Annotated in this window: 16 protein-coding genes; 3 read left to right on the forward strand and 13 right to left on the reverse strand. The window is 40.5% G+C overall.

All coding sequences use genetic code 11. From position 1 onward, the window contains the following. Window positions 1–279 precede the first annotated feature (279 nt). Both ACN20O_RS04370 and ACN20O_RS04375 read right to left on the reverse strand, forming a co-directional pair. On the reverse strand, window positions 280–756 hold the full coding sequence (locus ACN20O_RS04370; RefSeq protein WP_491637568.1) for a hypothetical protein: 477 nt from the start codon (window positions 754–756) through the stop codon (window positions 280–282). A gap of 430 nt (window positions 757–1,186) precedes the next feature. Continuing rightward, window positions 1,187–1,972, reverse strand: coding sequence for a TIGR02147 family protein (locus ACN20O_RS04375; protein WP_491637570.1), 786 nt, complete (start codon window positions 1,970–1,972; stop codon window positions 1,187–1,189). 279 nt (window positions 1,973–2,251) lie between these two features. Between ACN20O_RS04375 and ACN20O_RS04380 the strand changes: the two genes are divergently transcribed. The 3 genes from ACN20O_RS04380 (at window position 2,252) to ACN20O_RS04390 (ending at window position 4,998) form a co-directional block, all read left to right on the forward strand. Continuing rightward, a complete protein-coding gene (locus tag ACN20O_RS04380; protein ID WP_491637572.1) occupies window positions 2,252–2,944 on the forward strand; it encodes a L,D-transpeptidase in 693 nt (230 codons plus the stop codon). Between the two features lie 158 nt (window positions 2,945–3,102). Further along, window positions 3,103–3,366 carry a hypothetical protein gene (locus tag ACN20O_RS04385; protein ID WP_491637574.1) on the forward strand — a complete coding sequence of 88 codons (264 nt, stop codon included), beginning with the start codon at window positions 3,103–3,105 and terminating at the stop codon, window positions 3,364–3,366. A gap of 303 nt (window positions 3,367–3,669) precedes the next feature. Continuing rightward, window positions 3,670–4,998, forward strand: a complete 1,329-nt coding sequence (locus ACN20O_RS04390; protein WP_491637576.1) for a hypothetical protein — start codon at window positions 3,670–3,672, stop codon at window positions 4,996–4,998. Window positions 4,999–5,064: 66 nt separating this feature from the next. On the opposite strand, the gene ACN20O_RS04395 is transcribed toward ACN20O_RS04390, so the two are convergent. From ACN20O_RS04395 to ACN20O_RS04445, 11 genes are all read right to left on the reverse strand, one after another. Continuing rightward, window positions 5,065–6,747: a 30S ribosomal protein S1 gene (locus tag ACN20O_RS04395; protein WP_491639258.1), complete on the reverse strand. Its 1,683-nt coding sequence runs from the start codon at window positions 6,745–6,747 to the stop codon at window positions 5,065–5,067. Between the two features lie 229 nt (window positions 6,748–6,976). After that, complete coding sequence (locus ACN20O_RS04400) at window positions 6,977–8,512, reverse strand: YiiX/YebB-like N1pC/P60 family cysteine hydrolase (protein ID WP_491637578.1); 1,536 nt, start codon at window positions 8,510–8,512, stop codon at window positions 6,977–6,979. Window positions 8,513–8,639: 127 nt separating this feature from the next. After that, window positions 8,640–9,806: a glycosyltransferase gene (locus ACN20O_RS04405; protein ID WP_491637580.1), complete on the reverse strand. Its 1,167-nt coding sequence runs from the start codon at window positions 9,804–9,806 to the stop codon at window positions 8,640–8,642. Beyond that, window positions 9,807–10,961, reverse strand: coding sequence for a DUF3108 domain-containing protein (locus ACN20O_RS04410; RefSeq protein WP_491637582.1), 1,155 nt, complete (start codon window positions 10,959–10,961; stop codon window positions 9,807–9,809). Between the two features lie 10 nt (window positions 10,962–10,971). Beyond that, window positions 10,972–12,042 (reverse strand): tetraacyldisaccharide 4'-kinase, encoded by a 1,071-nt coding sequence (gene lpxK, locus ACN20O_RS04415; RefSeq protein ID WP_491637584.1) that lies wholly within the window; start codon window positions 12,040–12,042, stop codon window positions 10,972–10,974. Beyond that, entirely contained in the window at window positions 12,014–13,165 is a 1,152-nt protein-coding gene (gene lpxB, locus ACN20O_RS04420) for a lipid-A-disaccharide synthase (protein WP_491637586.1), read from the reverse strand. The genes lpxK and lpxB overlap by 29 nt, the downstream gene beginning before the upstream one ends. Further along, window positions 13,165–14,115, reverse strand: coding sequence for a Gfo/Idh/MocA family protein (locus tag ACN20O_RS04425; protein WP_491637588.1), 951 nt, complete (start codon window positions 14,113–14,115; stop codon window positions 13,165–13,167). The genes lpxB and ACN20O_RS04425 overlap by 1 nt, the downstream gene beginning before the upstream one ends. An 8-nt stretch (window positions 14,116–14,123) precedes the next feature. Further along, on the reverse strand, window positions 14,124–14,915 hold the full coding sequence (lpxA, locus tag ACN20O_RS04430) for an acyl-ACP--UDP-N-acetylglucosamine O-acyltransferase (protein WP_102244707.1): 792 nt from the start codon (window positions 14,913–14,915) through the stop codon (window positions 14,124–14,126). Window positions 14,916–14,938: 23 nt separating this feature from the next. Then, on the reverse strand, window positions 14,939–15,430 hold the full coding sequence (locus ACN20O_RS04435) for a 3-hydroxyacyl-ACP dehydratase FabZ family protein (protein WP_102244708.1): 492 nt from the start codon (window positions 15,428–15,430) through the stop codon (window positions 14,939–14,941). 18 nt (window positions 15,431–15,448) lie between these two features. Beyond that, window positions 15,449–16,489 (reverse strand): UDP-3-O-(3-hydroxymyristoyl)glucosamine N-acyltransferase, encoded by a 1,041-nt coding sequence (lpxD, locus tag ACN20O_RS04440; RefSeq protein WP_491637591.1) that lies wholly within the window; start codon window positions 16,487–16,489, stop codon window positions 15,449–15,451. Window positions 16,490–16,573: 84 nt separating this feature from the next. Further along, window positions 16,574–17,080, reverse strand: a complete 507-nt coding sequence (locus ACN20O_RS04445) for an OmpH/Skp family outer membrane protein (protein WP_491637593.1) — start codon at window positions 17,078–17,080, stop codon at window positions 16,574–16,576. Between the last annotated feature and the right edge of the window lie 2 nt (window positions 17,081–17,082).

Raw genomic sequence — 17,082 nt, forward strand, 5'->3', positions numbered from 1 at the left:
TTACAACCTTACAAACGGTCACATACTCCAATTTACAAAATTCATTGGAAATACATGTTTCACCAGCTGGCTTTGAACATGATTGCTGCGAATTATGTTCAGCACAAGTTAAACTGCCTCCACTATTTCCTTTGCAGCATAGAGTTTGTCATTGGTAATCACTTCCGCACTGATCCCCAATTTCAGCATTGCCAAAAATTTCTTCCAGGCCTGCAGATGCTGTTGATATTAATAAAAAACTAAAAAAAATTAATATGAGTACTTTCAACTTGATGTTCCTTAATTTTTACTAAACACGCACCCAAGTTTTTTTGTATAACTGTCAGGATCCGCAAATTTTACAGTCACAATTTTTCTACTTCCTTTTACCAATGGGTCTTGCACATCACTGAATGGGAAGTAGAAGTAAATCGTTTCTGTCTCTATTTGATCTTCATACTCCAGTCTTTTTTTCTGACCGTCTCTAATGTAAAAACCATATTTCATGATATTTTTTTCAGCAACCTGAAGCTTTGCCACAATAGTTCTATTTTCATTTGGTGTGACAAGCCTCTGAGGCTCCATCTCCCCTAAGTACAACCCTTCTGTTTCCCCTGTATACTCTGTAATTATTTTTAACACGGGTGAAATAAAGAAGTTGTTGGTCGAAGGCCAATAGTAGCTATTTGTATAAGTATCCAGAAATGGTCTTACAACGTAACCAAAACTGTTGCCATTGAATCTATATCTAAAAAAGAGGTCTGATTGATAATTCACACCTATCTCCTTTAAGACTCTTTCCTGAATTATTCTATCAATCTGCATTTTACCTGATGAATCGCTCTGGAAGCGCGAATCAAATCTGCTATAGACGGGAAAAATATTAGAAATCAAATCTAAACGTGGAAACTCGATAGAGTCTATTTCTCCATAAAGTTGAGCATCATGACAGAAGTAAAAAGGATTACCCTAAATAGGCTCTGGCATAACTTCATTTAAATAGTAAAAAAATTGTCTCGCGTATGATGTGATTTCCACACCTCCGTTCTCAGGACTATATTTCCCGGCCTTTGATATGCACGAGTACTGCTGAACAGGGAGCATTTAAGTAAACCTGATCCACCATTGCCAGCATCATCACCACCCTTGGCAAATACAGTGGAAGGATTTAAAGCCATTAAGATTAATCCAATATAAATAGACTTCATTAAACATCCCCTTTTGTTGACTTGCTCAAAGGAATTAAATGAACGCCCAGATTGTACACTCTGGTCTTCTCACCTTCTCCTAAAAACTCCGCCATTCTTTTTCTAAACTTCATGATCTCTTTTTTAGCTTCAGGGATACGCTCCTCATTTATCGCGACAGTAATGGAAGTGATATCTCTTTCTAAAAGAGGATCCTTTTCTAAAGACTCAATTGATTTTTCTAAAATTTGTTTTTGAAAATGCCTGATGCCTGCTGAAGCAATATCAGTGCTGGTTGAAAGATGAGTTGAAGTCCTGAATAATTTCCCTTCTTCATCTCTATCTAAAATCCCTAAACGAAGCAGGCGCTCAACCGCCATCTTGGCCTCTAGTTCAGTGATCGAAAGCATTTTCGCAATCCACTTAGGGTCTTCCTGAAATGATTGCATAAAAAGAAGTTGGGTAATACCGTAGTGGTACCACTCCTTCATGGCATTAAAACAATCAATGCTTAGTTCTTTTTCGTGTCTATCAGTCTTCTCTTCATCAGATTGCGGGTCAGTGAAAAAAGAGTAAAGCGTTTCTCTTTCAATCGGCCCCATGTGAAGTGCATCTGCGATTCTCGTTGCCAGATTGAAAGTCATCTTCCTTTTTCCAGAAAGAACTCTTGAAAGAACCGCCGGACTCACATCCACCATCTTGGCAAAAGCGCGAAGAGAGAATTGCGGATTTTTTTTCGTTTTCTCGGCCAGTAAATTTTCTAACCATAATTGTGAGTGGCTAGTCTCAATTGTATTTGTTTCCATGAATCCATTATCGTTGGGTTTGGAAAATTTAAAAGACTTTTGGTAACAAAGTGTTGCTTTGTGGCAACATCCGACAAAGGCAATCTGGAAACAAGGCGACAAAAAAACTTGGGTTACACTGCGTTGCCGCAAAAGATGTCAGTAAAAAAAATTTCCAACACCAAACGCATTATCAGCAAGTTCTAAAGATAAACAAATTTACCCCTAAAGATTTAGGATGCCTTACCACGCTTGTAGTGTTACTAACCTCCCACTGTTTTAATGAACGAGGAGATTCCATTGAAAACGTTATTCGCAATGATTTTCGCACTAAGTGCGCTTACAGTTTCTGCACAAGACATGGCAGGGGCAACTCTGGGAACAACAAGACCAGTTGATGTCGACGTGACATTCACAACAAAAACTTTTGAAACACAACCATGGACGAAAGAATTCCGTTACGTTGTTGTTGTTAACAAGGCCAATACAGGCAAAGACGCCCAGACTATTAAAGTGTTCGAGTATGGCCAGTTAATCAGAGAAGAAAAAATCTCTACAGGTAGAGATGAGTTCGAAAGAAAAGGTGAACACCACTCCAAAGCAGACTCATGGACTGTGACTCCAACTGGATACTACACTCCAACCTTCCTAAGCAAAGACCACAGGTCTTCAGCTTACGGTGGAAGATTCTCATGGCTAACAGGTGGGACTAAAATGCCATTTGCTATCTTCTTTAACGGTGGCATCGCTCTTCACGAAGCTCCAAAAGGAACAGAAGGAATGTTAGGTAAAAAAGCTTCTGGTGGATGTGTTCGTCTTCCAAGCTCACTAGCTTCTGATTTGTTCTACCGCATTCAGGAAACTGAAGGGGCAAAAAACCCTCGCTTCAACGTAAATGGAACTGCGATGCTAGACGCTCAAGGAAACCAAATGTACGCAACGAAGTCAGCGTTTTCTGCTCTGATCGTTGTTCAAAATAAAGTTATCGACTAACAAGCTACAAAACCCTCCAAAGGTTTAGCACACACACTAAAAGGCCCTTATTTTAAGTAGTAAAATAAGGGCTTTTTTTGTCTTTAATATCAATCCCTTACCCACTCCATAATCTTTCAATAGTTCTGCCTTATTCTTGTTTCAACGGAGGATGAGATATGAAATCAACAATGCTCTTTGCTTTAAGTTTATGCCTGTCAATTGCAATCGCCGGTGAACGCGGTCAGAGAGGACCTGGCGGCGGACCACAACTCACAGACGCTCAAAAAAGCTGTTTAGAAGGAAAAATCGGCGCACCTGGAAGCGGAAATAGACCATCACGTGAAGCTATGGAAGCGGCCTTCAGTGCCTGCGGAGTGGAAAAACCTAAGGGGCCACCTCCTGGGGGGCGTGGTCAGGAACAGAAATCTGATAGTGAGTAATTAAATTTTTAAGTACACAGGGGGCCTATGAATGTGAGGTCCTTTGTCTCTTCAATACAAGTAGGGTTGTGTTGGGGGGATTAAGAGGGTCTACTTCTCTAGGCCCTCTTTTTTTATGAGTGGAATCTGCTCGGTTGAACTTATAAAAATTGGTTCAGTGTTTTTAATCTGCAAAAGAAGTAAAAACAGTCCACTGGACTGTTTTTTCAACCGAGTCTACTAGGCCCTCTTTTTTTATGAGTGGAATCTGCTCGGTTCACCCGAGCGATTTACTATTTTTGTTTACTAGCCGATTAGCTGGGAATGAAAACAACACCAGCTTTGCTCGTTTTAACTCTGCTTTTCTCGGCCTGCTCGTCTCCAATACATATGGATCGCGGACCTGCGGCAAAACCAGAAAGCTGCAAAGAAATCCTCACTCCATTTTTAGCTCCTTCCCGCTTCAATGCTGAAACTTTTAATAAGCGGCTTCAACTAGAAACAACGACAGATCAGCTCTCAGATTTTTTCTTCGCTTTTCGTGCCATTGATCTCAACACACTTAACGATGAAGAAATTCGCTCAATGCGTGCGATTTATCTCTTTAGTCAGGATGATAAAGATCTTCGCGATGACTTGATTACAGAGTTTGTAAAAACTGTTAAAGGTGAGCCAGTTGATTTAAAAAATAAAAACTGGGACCGCTTCCTTTCTCATAAAAAGAAAATTGATAAGTACCGTGCTAAGCAAATTGCAGCTTCAAAATCAGCTGCTGAAAAAATGAATCTTGAAAAGAAGATTGCTCTCTATGAGAAGCTTTATATGAGTTGTAAATCTCACTTACAAAAAAAGCCAACTCCGGCCGATCTTCGCCTTTCTAAAAAACTGACCTGGGCATTAACGGCCGGTTCAATGACCTCGACAGCTGTCACTTATGCTTACACTCACAAGGATGAAGAAAAAGATTCAAAGTGGATGAAGGGAATGTATTTCGAACTCGCCCTTTCCGGGATTTTCACTTATGTCGGTGGAACGTTCGTGACTTCTAATCCAAGACTTAATCCATGGACGGTGCGCGCACCACTTACCTACTTCAATGCTGCCGTTGCCGACCTTGGGCCATCTGGAGCTTACTCGTATTTTTTCAATGACGACAATGCAGAAATGCAGAAGAAATTTGAAACAATGAAGAATGATCCAAAACTGGCAGAAGAAGTTGCTGAACTTCTGCACTATGCTCAGGAAAATGGGCTCTTTGAAAAACATCTTGAAGCGACTGAAAAACTCTTCAAACAAAAACCGCATTCAAAAATGACTATGGAAGAAATCAAGGCGTCAATTGATATCGATCAAATTGACCTAGAAGAAAGCCGTGAGCTTCTCTTTGAAGCAATGGCCGAAAAAGAATATCAAGACAATTCCGGAACTCTACAGACAGGAGACTCTGGCCTTGACCGCTACACTTTCCATCGCCTTTGGACTCTGGGAAGCGTGCCTTACAACATCGGATTTGCCCTTTTAATGCACAATCAGATGTGCATGACTCCAAACCCTAAGGTGGGATTTGCCAAGGCCGTAGGGACCTATTTTGCAGGTCAGCTGCTTTCAGATGTGATTTATTATAAGACGAGACAGAAGACGATTAATCAGTAGGCAAAAAAAAGGCCCGGATTGCTCCGGGCCAATTCATTCTCAAAGTTGGGTTAAAACCTTTTCGAATTACATGTCTTTTTTGAACTTATCAGCAAGAGTAGCGGCCTTTACTTTTTCAGTAGACTTGTACTCTCCACCGTGAGCTGCAGCTTTCATTGATAGAGCGATTTTCTTCGCTTCTTTATCAACTGAAATTACCATAGCTTTTGGCTTGTCACCTTTCTTAATTACGTCAGATGGTTTTTCAACTCTTTCTTCAGATAGTTCAGAAATGTGGATTAGACCTTCGATACCAGTTTCTAGTTCTACGAAAGCTCCGAAGTCAGTTACGCGAACAACTTCTGCTTCAACAACTGTTCCAACTGGGAAACGAGATTCAATTTTCTTCCATGGATCTTCCTCTAGTTGTTTAAGACCTAGAGAGAATTTTTGGTTTTCTTTATCAACAGCTAGAACCATTGCTTCTACTTGTTGACCTTCTTTGAACTCTTCACCAAGGTTGATGTTTTTCTTTGTCCAAGAGATATCAGAAACGTGGATTAATGCATCCATTTCTTCACCTAGGTCAACGAATACACCGAAGTCAACGATAGATTTTACTTTACCTTTAACTTTGTCACCTACTTTGAACTTAGCAACTAGAGCATCCCATGGGTTTGCTTGAAGTTGTTTTAGTCCAAGAGAAATTCTCTTGTTCTCAACATCTACGTCTAGAACTTGAGCTTCGATTCTCTCACCAGCATTGAAGTGCTTAGTTGGGTTTTTAATTTTGTTTGTCCAAGACATTTCTGATACGTGGATTAATCCTTCGATACCATCGTCTAGTTCAATGAATACACCGTAGTCTTTAACAGATACGATTTCACCAGCAACCTTAGTTCCTGGGATGTATTTTGTTCTAGCTTCTTCCCATGGGTTAGCTTGAACTTGTTTTAGACCAAGAGATACTCTTTCCTTATCTGTATCGAACTTAAGAATCTTAACTTCGATTTCATCCCCGATATTAAGGATGTTAGATGGGTGCTTAACTCTTCCCCATGACATATCTGTAATGTGAAGAAGTCCGTCAATACCACCAAGATCGATGAATGCACCGTAATCAGTGATGTTCTTAACGATACCTTTAACAACCATTCCTTCTTCGATTTGAGAAAGAATTTCACCGCGCATTTTTCCACGCTCTTCAGCAAGGATTGCACGACGAGAAAGAACAATGTTCCCTCTTTTCTTGTTGAACTTGATAACTTTGAATTCCATTGTTTTACCAATGTACTTATCAAGGTAACGAGTTGGACGGATGTCAATTTGTGATCCTGGAAGGAACGCCTTAACACCGATATCAACAGATAGACCGCCTTTTACTTTTGCGATTACTGTACCAGTTAATGGTTCACCAGATTCGCAAGCAGCAGAAATGCGATCCCATGCTTTTAGGATTTCTGCTTTGTCTTTAGAAAGAATTAGGTTCCCCATGTGAGATTCTAATTTTTCTAGGTAAACTTCGATTTTATCACCTGATTTAATTTTCAGTGATCCATCGTAGTTTTGGAATTCTTTCACCGATACAAGACCTTCTTGCTTGTAACCGATGTCGACAGTAACGTAATCTTGACCGATGTTGATGATTGTTCCCATGAACACTTCACCTTCTTCAAAATTTTTCGTTGTTGCCGTGTCTAGTAGCTTACTAAAATCAGTTTCTTTCTTTGTTTCGATGTCTTCACCAATGACGACGTCGTAACCTTTCATCCAACTTGCTTTTAGTTCCTGTTTTTGAGCCATAAATACCTCGAGAGAGTTTTTTTACCTATTAAAAATAGGCCCCAGCTTCTGCTTTAAAAAAGAGTTACTAGATTTGAAGGGCAAATATACTAGGTTTCCCTATGTAAGTCGAATGAATTATTGAATTTCACCGAAGAGGGTGCGGTGAGTCTAACCCCCACCGCAGATGAGTGAAGTAACTTATTGAAATTAAAACCTATTTTTTCTTATTTTGAGTGAAGATAAACCACTTTGGACGATTCCACGTCGTCTTAAGCATTTCGATATCAGAGAAAACGGCCTCGCGTTTTTTGTCGTTACCATCTAAGAATACCACCAAGTCGTACTGTTGTTTATCTGTTCCATACGTTTCAGTGAATTCCTTAATAATGTTATTCGGAGTCACCACTGGTCTTCCCATGGTCGTTGTCACTGGGAAGTAGAGCCCATTTTTTTCTTTTGTCGGCTGATATGTATAGTAGATCAGTTCCGAACAAACGACTGTTGAGTCTGTTCTGAAGTCGAAGTTAAAATCGTAAGGACGGCCCTGGTATTTCAGCGACGTCAAAAGTCCTTTGGCCATATCTAAATTTGAAAGTCGCGGGCGGATGACGGCAAGCGAGTCCGCATTTGCAGAATGCTCTAGACTGGTGAAAACCACCCCTTCACTCATCGCTTCCAGGACACGGTAGTCGTGTTTTGTTTCGTCCTTACCTAAACTTTCTTGATAAGCTTCTTTATGTCGATTAGCTAAAAGCTCTTCAAAACTTCCACTTTCAATTCCTTCAGCTTTTACCCATTCGATAACTTCCGGGTCTTGCTCTAGGTAAGCGCGCTCTTCCGGACGCCCAATATAAAGAGCAGCGTGCGGCCAGAATCCAGGTAGACCGATATTTGATAAATACCATTCACGTCGTTCAATCAGGACATCTCCCGCTCTTAATTTAGCGTGGATGATTTTAATTTGTTCCTGGTTGATTAAGAATTCATTCCCGCGAGCGACTCGTTCATCACCCATCCATTCAGAGATATTCTTCTGAAGAGGAAAATAGACTTTAAAGAGTAAGTGGGCCGTAATTCTACCGGCATTTTTCATTGTATATAGGAAGCCTTTATAGCGGTTGAATTTTCCAATGTACTCTTCGTCTTTTTCAATTCCTAAACTCAGAGGAGAAACACTCACTTTATTTGTTAATCCCTGAATTCTGTAATCTGAATACTCTGTGAATTTTTTAATATTGAGGTATTCAAACTTAAAGCGGGCAAAAGTTCTCGATTCAAGTCCTAATTCTGCAAAGGATTCATTCAAAACTTTGTCAGTTGTTGGGATTGTTCTCATCGCACGGATAAAGGCAATCGCACTTCTGTATTGGGCCAGGTAAGCCGCGTACTGAATTGTGAAGTAATCATCTTTTAAGAACTCATCATCTTTGATTTCTTTTTCATAAGAAGATAATTTATCGATAATCAGGTTTAGTTGTAAGTGCGAATAAAGCAATTGCCCCCATGCTTCGCGAAGCATCTGGCGTTCATCATTGGTTAATGAAGAAATGCGGGCCTTCTGGCGCATTTTCTGGAAAAGCTCTCCGTTTTGAACATTGTCAGTTAACGTCACAAGACGATCGCGGTTTTCCATAGTCAGTTTTGTGTAGTGATCAATAAAGGTGCGTTCTCTAAACTCATCCGCACTGGCCATAAAAGGCAGTGCCAATACTGTTAAAAGAATAAATGAACAGATGTTTTTAAGAGACATAACAACCTCTAAGGAAAACCTATTTCCAGAGGAGAAATGCAAAAAAAAGGCCTGCTAAATAGGGTTTACTTTCAAGAGTTTAGGAAGATAGGAGTGTCTATTTTTTAGACAGTGTTTACTCTTCGCTCTACTTCTTCCTGAAAAGACGAACCCTTCTCTGTACCGATTTTGAATAGAGACTCATTAGTTGGGATTTATAACTCTTGTACGAATGTTCGCGCTCGATGAAATATTTGTAGAGTCTGGTTTTCTCTCTATAAACTGCACGACCGAGAATCATCTTCTCCCATTTATCGCGCAGCTCTCGTGCATCGAAGAGCTTATAAGTCTCTCCGACGCCTTCATACTCTTCGATTAAGTCTTTGCTACAAAAGTTGCGAGTCAAGACTGCCGGCACTTCGTGAATAAGAGCAGAAATTGCATGGTCTTCAATCAATTCGTCCGGTGAATTGCTCACCCATAAATCAAGGCGTGAGATGACTCCCACAATATCCTGAGTTGTAACGAAAAGAACATCTTCCTGCAGATCTTGCTCCTGAATGTCTCTCATTAAATTAGGTAGCAGAGACATACTTTGGAAATCCACCGGTGAAATCAACACCAGCTTACTTCTTTTTCCACCCGGCTCTTTTTGGTTAATAACTTTTAAGGCCGCTAGGATTGGAGTGATGTGTTTATGGTCATTCAGTCCCGGAGAAACATAAGTTCCGGCGAGGAAATAGTCTTTATAAAGTTCGAAGTTTACCGCGATTTGGAGGGGGTTAATCGCCTCTTCATACTTGATCCCCAATCCAAAATACTCGATCTTCTTTAAAGGAAGGCCCAGGTTTCCAAGGGCATCTTGCAATAGGTTTTTATTGGCAAGAATCAATGAATCAATGCGCGAGATTAGAGGTCTGTACCAAAAACGCTGAAGAGGTTTGTCGATACTATGATCCTGAGTCACAACAAGCGCTGTGATGTTTTGTCTTTTAAGCTGGAAAGAAAGTGAACATAAAACTGTGAAGTCGTAACAGTGAACGATATCAATGTGACTTTTCTTAAAGGCCTGGCCCAAAGTTAAATGCTTATGAAAGCGCAGGAAGCGATTAATAAAATGTGGTTTATAAGGAATAATTTCGATCTCTAAATGCTTTGCCACTTTTGCCGCAAAAGAGTCTTCGTACGTGTAGAGATAAACGTTATACCCATGCCCTTTTGCTTGAATGATATCGCGAAAAGCGAAGCGCTCCTTCGTATTCCAGGCCTTGCTGGGCAGGACGTAAAGAATATTTCTGGAGTACTTATTCTTCAATTACTGAACCTTGATTCCCGGTTTGTATTCTACCAGTTCCCCATAGACTGATCCAATTTTGATCTTGGCCTGGAACTTTAGCAGTTTTCTTTCAGGATCATTTCCATACCAGAAGATAATGTCACCGCTCTTTTTAAGAACCCCTGGAAAGTTTGTTTCTGCTCTTATCTTAATGGCCCTCACTTCTTTGTCTGCGACATTGATAGTGTCTTCACCCATAACTTCAACTTTTAAAAGCCAGAATTTCCCACGCGTCACCACAGGGAATTCATAGATGTCACCTTTGTTTAAAGGAAGACCTCTTACAAGCTGGAGTGCAGAGAAAGAATCCTGAGATAGGCTTGGAATAGGTGCATTGATCTTCTCATCTTTATTTGATCCTTCCTTTACACGTTTATACCAGTGGTACGTCATCATCTTTTGGAAATCAAAGAGCTGAAGGTCATCAACATTTTGTTTTTTCTCTCTTTGAATCAGTGAATATTTCATTGGAAGAAAAGATTCTTTTTCAACATAGCTGTCTAGTCTATCGTCCAGCCAGTAGAAGTAGCGATAAGAATCACTTGATTTAAAGCGAGCGTAAAAATGGAAAGCTTGTTTATTATTAAGCGAGACAACTTCCTTAGAAAGAATCGTAATATAACCAGCAGTCACCCCAAGGTAGCTGATGGCCATAATGGATTGTTCCCCTTGATAGAATACAGGTTTAAATTTGCTCCACACGCTTCTCGCTTTCGCATCATAGGCCTTATATTCTTCCGGGTAATCAACAGGTAGCACTGGATTTAGGTAATTGCTCGAAGCTACTTGAGTGGCCGGTTTCGCCACTGCTTTGACTTCTTTAGTTGCAGTTGATTCTTTTGAGTCAGATTCTTTGGCAACAGGAGTTTTAGTCTTTGAAGTTTTCCCTTTCGCTTTCTTTTGAGCTGCAGCCAGAGCTTCTGCTGCGACTCTTTCTTCTTCCGCTCTTTTTTGTTCTTCAAGTGATTGAGTTTTATAACTTTCGGCCTGTTCTATTTCTACATCAAATGCAGTCACCAGGTCTGAACCTTCAGGTTTTTGCAAAAGAACTGATTTCTCTTCTTCATAATTAGTCGCACAGCTGGTTACGGCCAGGCAACAAAGGAAAAATAAAGCTGATTTAAAATTCTTCATAACATTTACCCTAGTATAAATTTTGAAAGCACGAATCGATAACCTTTGTCGTTGCTTCCTCTCCACTTAAGAATTGGATATCAACTTCCAAAAATACAATCGTATCGTCCTCAATAATCTTTTTAATTCTCACCATGTCTTTTTCAGTCGTCACTAAAAGTGCATCTTCTGATTTAGCGTAAGATAAAAGAGCGTTGATCTCATCTGGCTTGAAGTAATGATGATCCGGGAACGATTCAGTCACAATAACTTCGGCCCCTAGTTCTTCAAGCAATTTATAAAATGATTGTGGATTGGCGACACCAGCGACACAAATCACTTTGCGTCCTTTAATGTCTTCAGCCTTTAACACCAACTCATTGGCCGCATTGTAAAAGCCGTTTGGCCTGAAGCCAACTTCTGCAAACTCAACTCCCACTGGAAGATGAGGCTGAAGGAATTTTTTCAGAGTTTTAATTTTTTCAGCAGAAACAACATCAGCTTTCCCAATGACAACCAGGTCAGCGTCTTTTAGACCTTGAAAACCTTCGCGCATATAACCTAACGGTGCGACACGGTAACGGAACATCGGCATTGTCGCATCAAAGAGAACAATGTTGAGTTTACGCTTAATCTTAATGTGTTGGTGACCGTCATCTAAAAGAACAACATCGGGTTCAACTTTTGGGAAATAAAAACTTAAGTTCTCACTACGCCTCTTCCCTACAACAATCGTAGCGTCTTCCAGTCTCCTCGCAAATAAAAGCGCTTCATCACCGTAATCCACAGGGTCTGGCGCCATCATTTTTCCTGACGTGATAAGCCCGCTGGAATTTTCCAGTTTGCCTTTATAACCACGCATAAGGATCATGACTCTTTTATTTCTCTTGTGAAGATACTCAGCAAGCCAAAGAGTGAAAGGAGTCTTCCCCGTTCCACCAAACGTCAGGTTGCCGATTGAAATGATAGGAACTTGAAATGATCTTTGTCTGAAAATTCCGTAGTCGTAACAAGCTCTACGAAAAAAATAAACCGATTCCCAAATCCAAGACAATGGAGATAACAAAAGTCTTTTAATGAGAGGTATCGATTTTTTTTCCATAAGAATTGTCTATTACATCGGCCATGTATTGTGGGACGCTCATGGGCTCACCACGGACTTGGTCTTTCGTTTGTTGAAGCCAGCTTAAAAGCTGCATATACTCGGTTTTATTATAATACCAAAACCTTAAATACGACACGATATTATAGGCGCTCACCTGATCCTGAAGGAACTCTGGAAAAACCGAACGATTCTGTACGATATTGGCAAGGCTGATAAACCAACGATAGCTCACCAGGTTCTCAAAAATAAATTGATTTAAGAGCGATGTTTTATAACAAACAATAGTCGGAAGTTCGTACAATGCACATGTCAATGTCACTGTCCCACTCGCGGCCAGAGAGAAATCGGCCTTTTTCAGAGCGACAGTCAGCTCTTCATTGCTAAACTCTTCATCAATAAATTCAGCATAAGGTTCAAAAAGCTCATTGGGCACAGAACTCGATTTTACAATCGAGACATGCAGAGGAATCTCCTTCTTTAAATGCCTGATAGATTCAATAAAGATAGGGAGTAGCTTTTCCACTTCAAACTTGCGCGACCCTGGTAAAAGAAGCAGGCGCACCGGAGAATGAAGCTCACTTTGTTTCTTAAAACTCAACAAGTCATTTTTATAAGTTGTCCACAGCGGGTGATCAACACTGATTACTCTCTGAACTCCCCTGTCTTGAAACCATTTTTTCTCAAAAGGGATGATGGTAAAAAGAGTATGAACCGAACGGGCAATCTTTTTAACTCTATACTCTTTCCAGGCCCAGGCCTGCGGGGCCACATAATATAAAACTTCTACGCCCAGCTTTTTGAGTTTGCCGGCAAGTTTCATATTGAATGACTGGAAATCAACCAAAATAGCGGTCTTGGTATTTCTTCTCTTAACTTCTTCAACGATGTGATTCATCGCCTTGTAGTAAAAAGGAATTTTCGTGATGACTTCACTGTAGCCCCACGAAGAAAAGTCATTTAAATGATAAAGAAGCTCTAAACCTTCGCGTTTTAATTCATCTCCCCCGACACCATAAAACCTGGTGCCAGGAGAAGACTTTTTTAACTCAGTAAAAAAACTTAGAGTATGCTCTTCGCCGGATTTTTCTCCAGCGATAATCAGGCACGACTTCTCACTCATTAAAGCATGACCTCAATATTTTTGCGGGCACTTTCTAAAACTTTATCAATGAGCCTTACAGCAGTCAGACCGTCTTCTAAAGAGATGATCGGAGCTTTTTTATTGGCAATTGAGTTGTAGAAATTCTTGTGCTCAAGAAGTAAGTGATCGCGTTTTTCATAGTTAGCTGTGTTGACGAATTCAGGTCCCACTTCTTTTCCAAGGGCCTCTGAAATTTCGTTTCTCATCAAGTCGACAAGAAGAGTCCCAGCGTGATTTGAAATCTCCAGCTCGCGCACTTCTTTGGTCTGATTACGACCTACAGTAATTGTGGCACGGTTTCCTGACTTGAATTTGAAGTTAGCTGTTACATAATCGTAGTGTGAAGTTCTCATTTTAAAGCCCATCGCCTCTACACTTACTGGCGTTTCACCAAAGAGGTAAACCAGAAGATCCAGGTCGTGGATCATTAAATCTTGAACAACATCTACGTCTGTCGCGCGGCCTTTAAAAGGGGCCACACGCTTTAAAGTGATGTGTGCTGGAGCATCGAAGAAATGTTTGTACTCGTTTTTTCTCTCCCACGCCTGGTGGAATCTCTCAGAGTGACCAACCTGTAGAATCACAGGGTGCGCCTTTAAAAGCTCCTGCAGTCTTAAGGCCTGTTCAGTTGTTTCCGTTACTGGTTTCTCACAGAAAACGTGTTTATTGTGATTTAAAAGATATTCAACGATTTCATAGTGAAATGATGTTGGCGTGACAACCACTCCGGCATCAATGTCGTTAATACATTTAGAAATATCGTCAACGATCGTCGCATTCGGGTGCGCTTTTTTAGCAGCTTCCTGCCCTGCCGGGAATTTTTCAACGATGTATTTTAATTCTGCGACCTCTGGAAAACTCTCCGCTTTTTGAGCGTGCCATTTTCCCAGGTGGCCATATCCAATTACTGCAATTCTAATTTTGCTCACAAAAATCCTTATGGGTTAAATGGCGCAATTCCGATTTCAGATTTTTTAATCTGATCAACCATCTCAATAACGACACGGTTGTCTTTGTATTCGGCCATTAATTCTGCATTTTCCACGAATGAACGAGGAGAAAGGTTTGAAGACTCAATTGTTCTTAGGAAATCGACAACTTCTGAAATTTCTTGTTTGCTGTATCCCTGGCGTTTCATACCAATGATGTTGATTCCTTTTAGGTGGGCGCGGTTCCCCATTGCCGTACAAAAAGAAGGAATATCGCGATCAAGTGCAGAAGCTCCACCGATGTAAGCTCCACGTCCTAATGAAACGAACTGCTGGATTTGAGTTCCACCGCCAATGATCACACGGTCTCCGATTTTTACGTGGCCTGCGAAGTTGGTCGAGTTAGCGATTGTACAGTTGTTTCCAACCACGACATCGTGACCTGCGTGAACGTAGGCCATGAAAAGGCAGTTATCGCCAATCTTAGTGATTTGGTTTTCTTTTAAAGTCCCGCGGTGAATTGAGCAGTACTCTCTAAAAGTATTGTTGTTTCCAATCACTGTGCGAGTTGGTTCACCTTTGTAAGAGTTATCCTGTGGAGGTGCTCCAATTGAACAGCCTTGAAAGAATTTATTGTTTTCTCCAATCGTTGTATGTCCATCAACCACAACATGAGAAAAAAGAACTGTATTAGCTCCGATTTCTACATTTGGTCCAACGATACAGAAAGGTCCGACCTGAACTGTCTCGTGAAGTTTTGCGTTTTTGTCTACGATTGCACTTGGGTGGATATTGCTCATAAACTATTCCTTGTTATTTATGCTTAAAGCATTTTGAGTGAAGCAAGAACCGTCGCTTCACTCATTAATTGGTCATTGTGATAAAGTTTACATTCGCTGGTGATCATCGGCCCTCTGATCTTCAGAGTTTTTGTCACTAGCTTTAAATCCATTTCAGGAAGAACTGGTTTTCTAAAACGTGCTTCATTGATTCCCAGAAGGGCCACATCCATTTTCATGTTGAATGGGTTTTCATTAACTAATAAAACTATGAAGCTCGTCGCTTGCGCCATCATTTCAACCTGAACAACTCCCGGAAGAATCGGGTAATCAGGAAAATGCCCGGCAAAAATCGCATGGTCTTTTTTCGTTCTGTAATGAGCGACAACTTCTGCATCCTGGATTTCTTTAATATCAAAAATCTTTCCTTGAATGATTTCTTTTCCTGGAACAACTACCGATTCAACAGAATCGATAAACAGGAATGGGTCTCTATGGGGAAGGATTTGTTTAACTTGTTCAGTAGTCAGTAACATTGAGCGTTCTCCTAATAACTATTCACTTTTATCTTTTGAGGAAGAAAGTGAGTGCTTTCTAATATAAGCGACACCTTTCATCCATTCTTTAATATTTCTCGCTGGGAATCCTCCCAGAACTTCTCCGTCTTCAACATTGTTGATGACACCAGCGCCTCCGGCAATTTGTACACCTTTACCAATCTTAAGACCATTGGCCGCTTTAGCGTCTCCACCAAAGACAGTATAGTCACCAATCGTTGTACTTCCACCAAGACCAGCTTGTCCACAAAGGATGACACCAGTTCCAAGCTTGCAGTTGTGTCCGATTTGAACCTGGTTATCAATCTTAGAGCCTTTTCCAATTTTTGTTGGAGAAAAAGTTCCTGAATCAATGCAAGTCGCTGCTCCAATCTCAACATCATCTTCGATAATCACACTTCCCATGTGCCACACTTTATGGTGAACACCTTTTGAGAAGTTGTATCCAAAACCATCCGCACCGATCACACAGTTAGCGTGAATGCGAACATTGTTGCCGATTTTTACATTTCTATAAACGGTCGTACCCGGGAATATTTCTGTTCCTTCTCCGATTGTCACACCAGACATCAAAGTAACACCTGAATGAATTTTTGCATTCTCAGCAATCGTCACGTTCTCGCCGAGAAAGGCCCCTTGAGCAATCCATACACTTGGGTGAATGGAAGCTGTTCCCATCTGACGGCCATCAACCATGTCGTTTGGATTTCCGATTTTTTCATCGTAAAAAGGCTTCGATAAAAAAGACATCGCCAGGTTTACATCAACAACAGTGGCCACCCACCATGCTTTTTGTTTGATAAGTTCTAATTGGTCCGGGCTGACTAAATCAAAAAATTTCTTCTCGATAATCACGCCAATGTGAAGAGCGTCTTCACTTTGAAGAAAGTCGGCCATGAAATTTTTATTTTTAATAAAATAGATATGACGAGGCAGATATTCTGTGGAATCGGTAATCCCTTCAACCGCGAGCGAGTCGTCGGATTGGGTGATTAATTGAAAGCTTTGCTCGAACTTAATTAGGTTTCCTAGTTTCATTAGGGACCCCTTACATAGTGAAGGGACCCGACAGTCAAATTTGCTATCGGGTCCCTTTCTTTATTTAAAAAAATTTACTTCTGACTATTTTGGGAATTTTTTGTTGTATGCTTTTACAACTTCATCAGTCAGGTCTTTTTCAGACTTAGCGTATAGGATTGGAGCAGTTGCTGCTTCATAAACCAGGTCTACGTCTGATGCTTTAGAAACTTCATCAACCACAGTCTTAACTCTTTCTAAGATTGGAGTTTTAAGTTTTTGCTCCATATCCTGGATTTCTTTTTGGAAACCAGCAGTTTTTTGTTGGATCGCGATGATCTTTTCCTGGATTTCTCTTTCTTTCTTAGCTTTTTCTTTATCGTTGATTACAGATGCCTTCTTTGAGTAGTCATCTTGTAGTTTTTTGATTGAATCTTCTTCTTTCTTTAAGATAGCTTGCTTCTCATCGAAAGATTTTTTTAGTTGGTCGCGTACAGCAACACCTTGGTTAACTGTGATTAGAACTTTTTGTACGTCAACTTTACCTACTGTAACTGCTGAAAAAGCAGAAGTTGTCATTACAAGGGCCAAAGTAGCAATAAGTGCTTTCATCG

The sequence above is a fragment of the Bacteriovorax sp. As-1 genome, assembly GCF_058446905.1.

Coding starts and splice junctions, on each gene's coding strand:
- ACN20O_RS04395 (WP_491639258.1), bottom strand. CDS start 6,747: ATGAAAGGTTACGACGTCGTCATTGGTGAAGACATCGAAACAAAGAAA.
- ACN20O_RS04375 (WP_491637570.1), bottom strand. CDS start 1,972: ATGGAAACAAATACAATTGAGACTAGCCACTCACAATTATGGTTAGAA.
- ACN20O_RS04410 (WP_491637582.1), bottom strand. CDS start 10,961: ATGAAGAATTTTAAATCAGCTTTATTTTTCCTTTGTTGCCTGGCCGTA.
- lpxA (WP_102244707.1), bottom strand. CDS start 14,915: ATGAGCAATATCCACCCAAGTGCAATCGTAGACAAAAACGCAAAACTT.
- lpxK (WP_491637584.1), bottom strand. CDS start 12,042: ATGGAAAAAAAATCGATACCTCTCATTAAAAGACTTTTGTTATCTCCA.
- ACN20O_RS04385 (WP_491637574.1), top strand. CDS start 3,103: ATGAAATCAACAATGCTCTTTGCTTTAAGTTTATGCCTGTCAATTGCA.
- lpxD (WP_491637591.1), bottom strand. CDS start 16,489: ATGAAACTAGGAAACCTAATTAAGTTCGAGCAAAGCTTTCAATTAATC.
- ACN20O_RS04435 (WP_102244708.1), bottom strand. CDS start 15,430: ATGTTACTGACTACTGAACAAGTTAAACAAATCCTTCCCCATAGAGAC.
- ACN20O_RS04400 (WP_491637578.1), bottom strand. CDS start 8,512: ATGTCTCTTAAAAACATCTGTTCATTTATTCTTTTAACAGTATTGGCA.
- ACN20O_RS04445 (WP_491637593.1), bottom strand. CDS start 17,080: ATGAAAGCACTTATTGCTACTTTGGCCCTTGTAATGACAACTTCTGCT.
- lpxB (WP_491637586.1), bottom strand. CDS start 13,165: ATGAGTGAGAAGTCGTGCCTGATTATCGCTGGAGAAAAATCCGGCGAA.
- ACN20O_RS04390 (WP_491637576.1), top strand. CDS start 3,670: ATGAAAACAACACCAGCTTTGCTCGTTTTAACTCTGCTTTTCTCGGCC.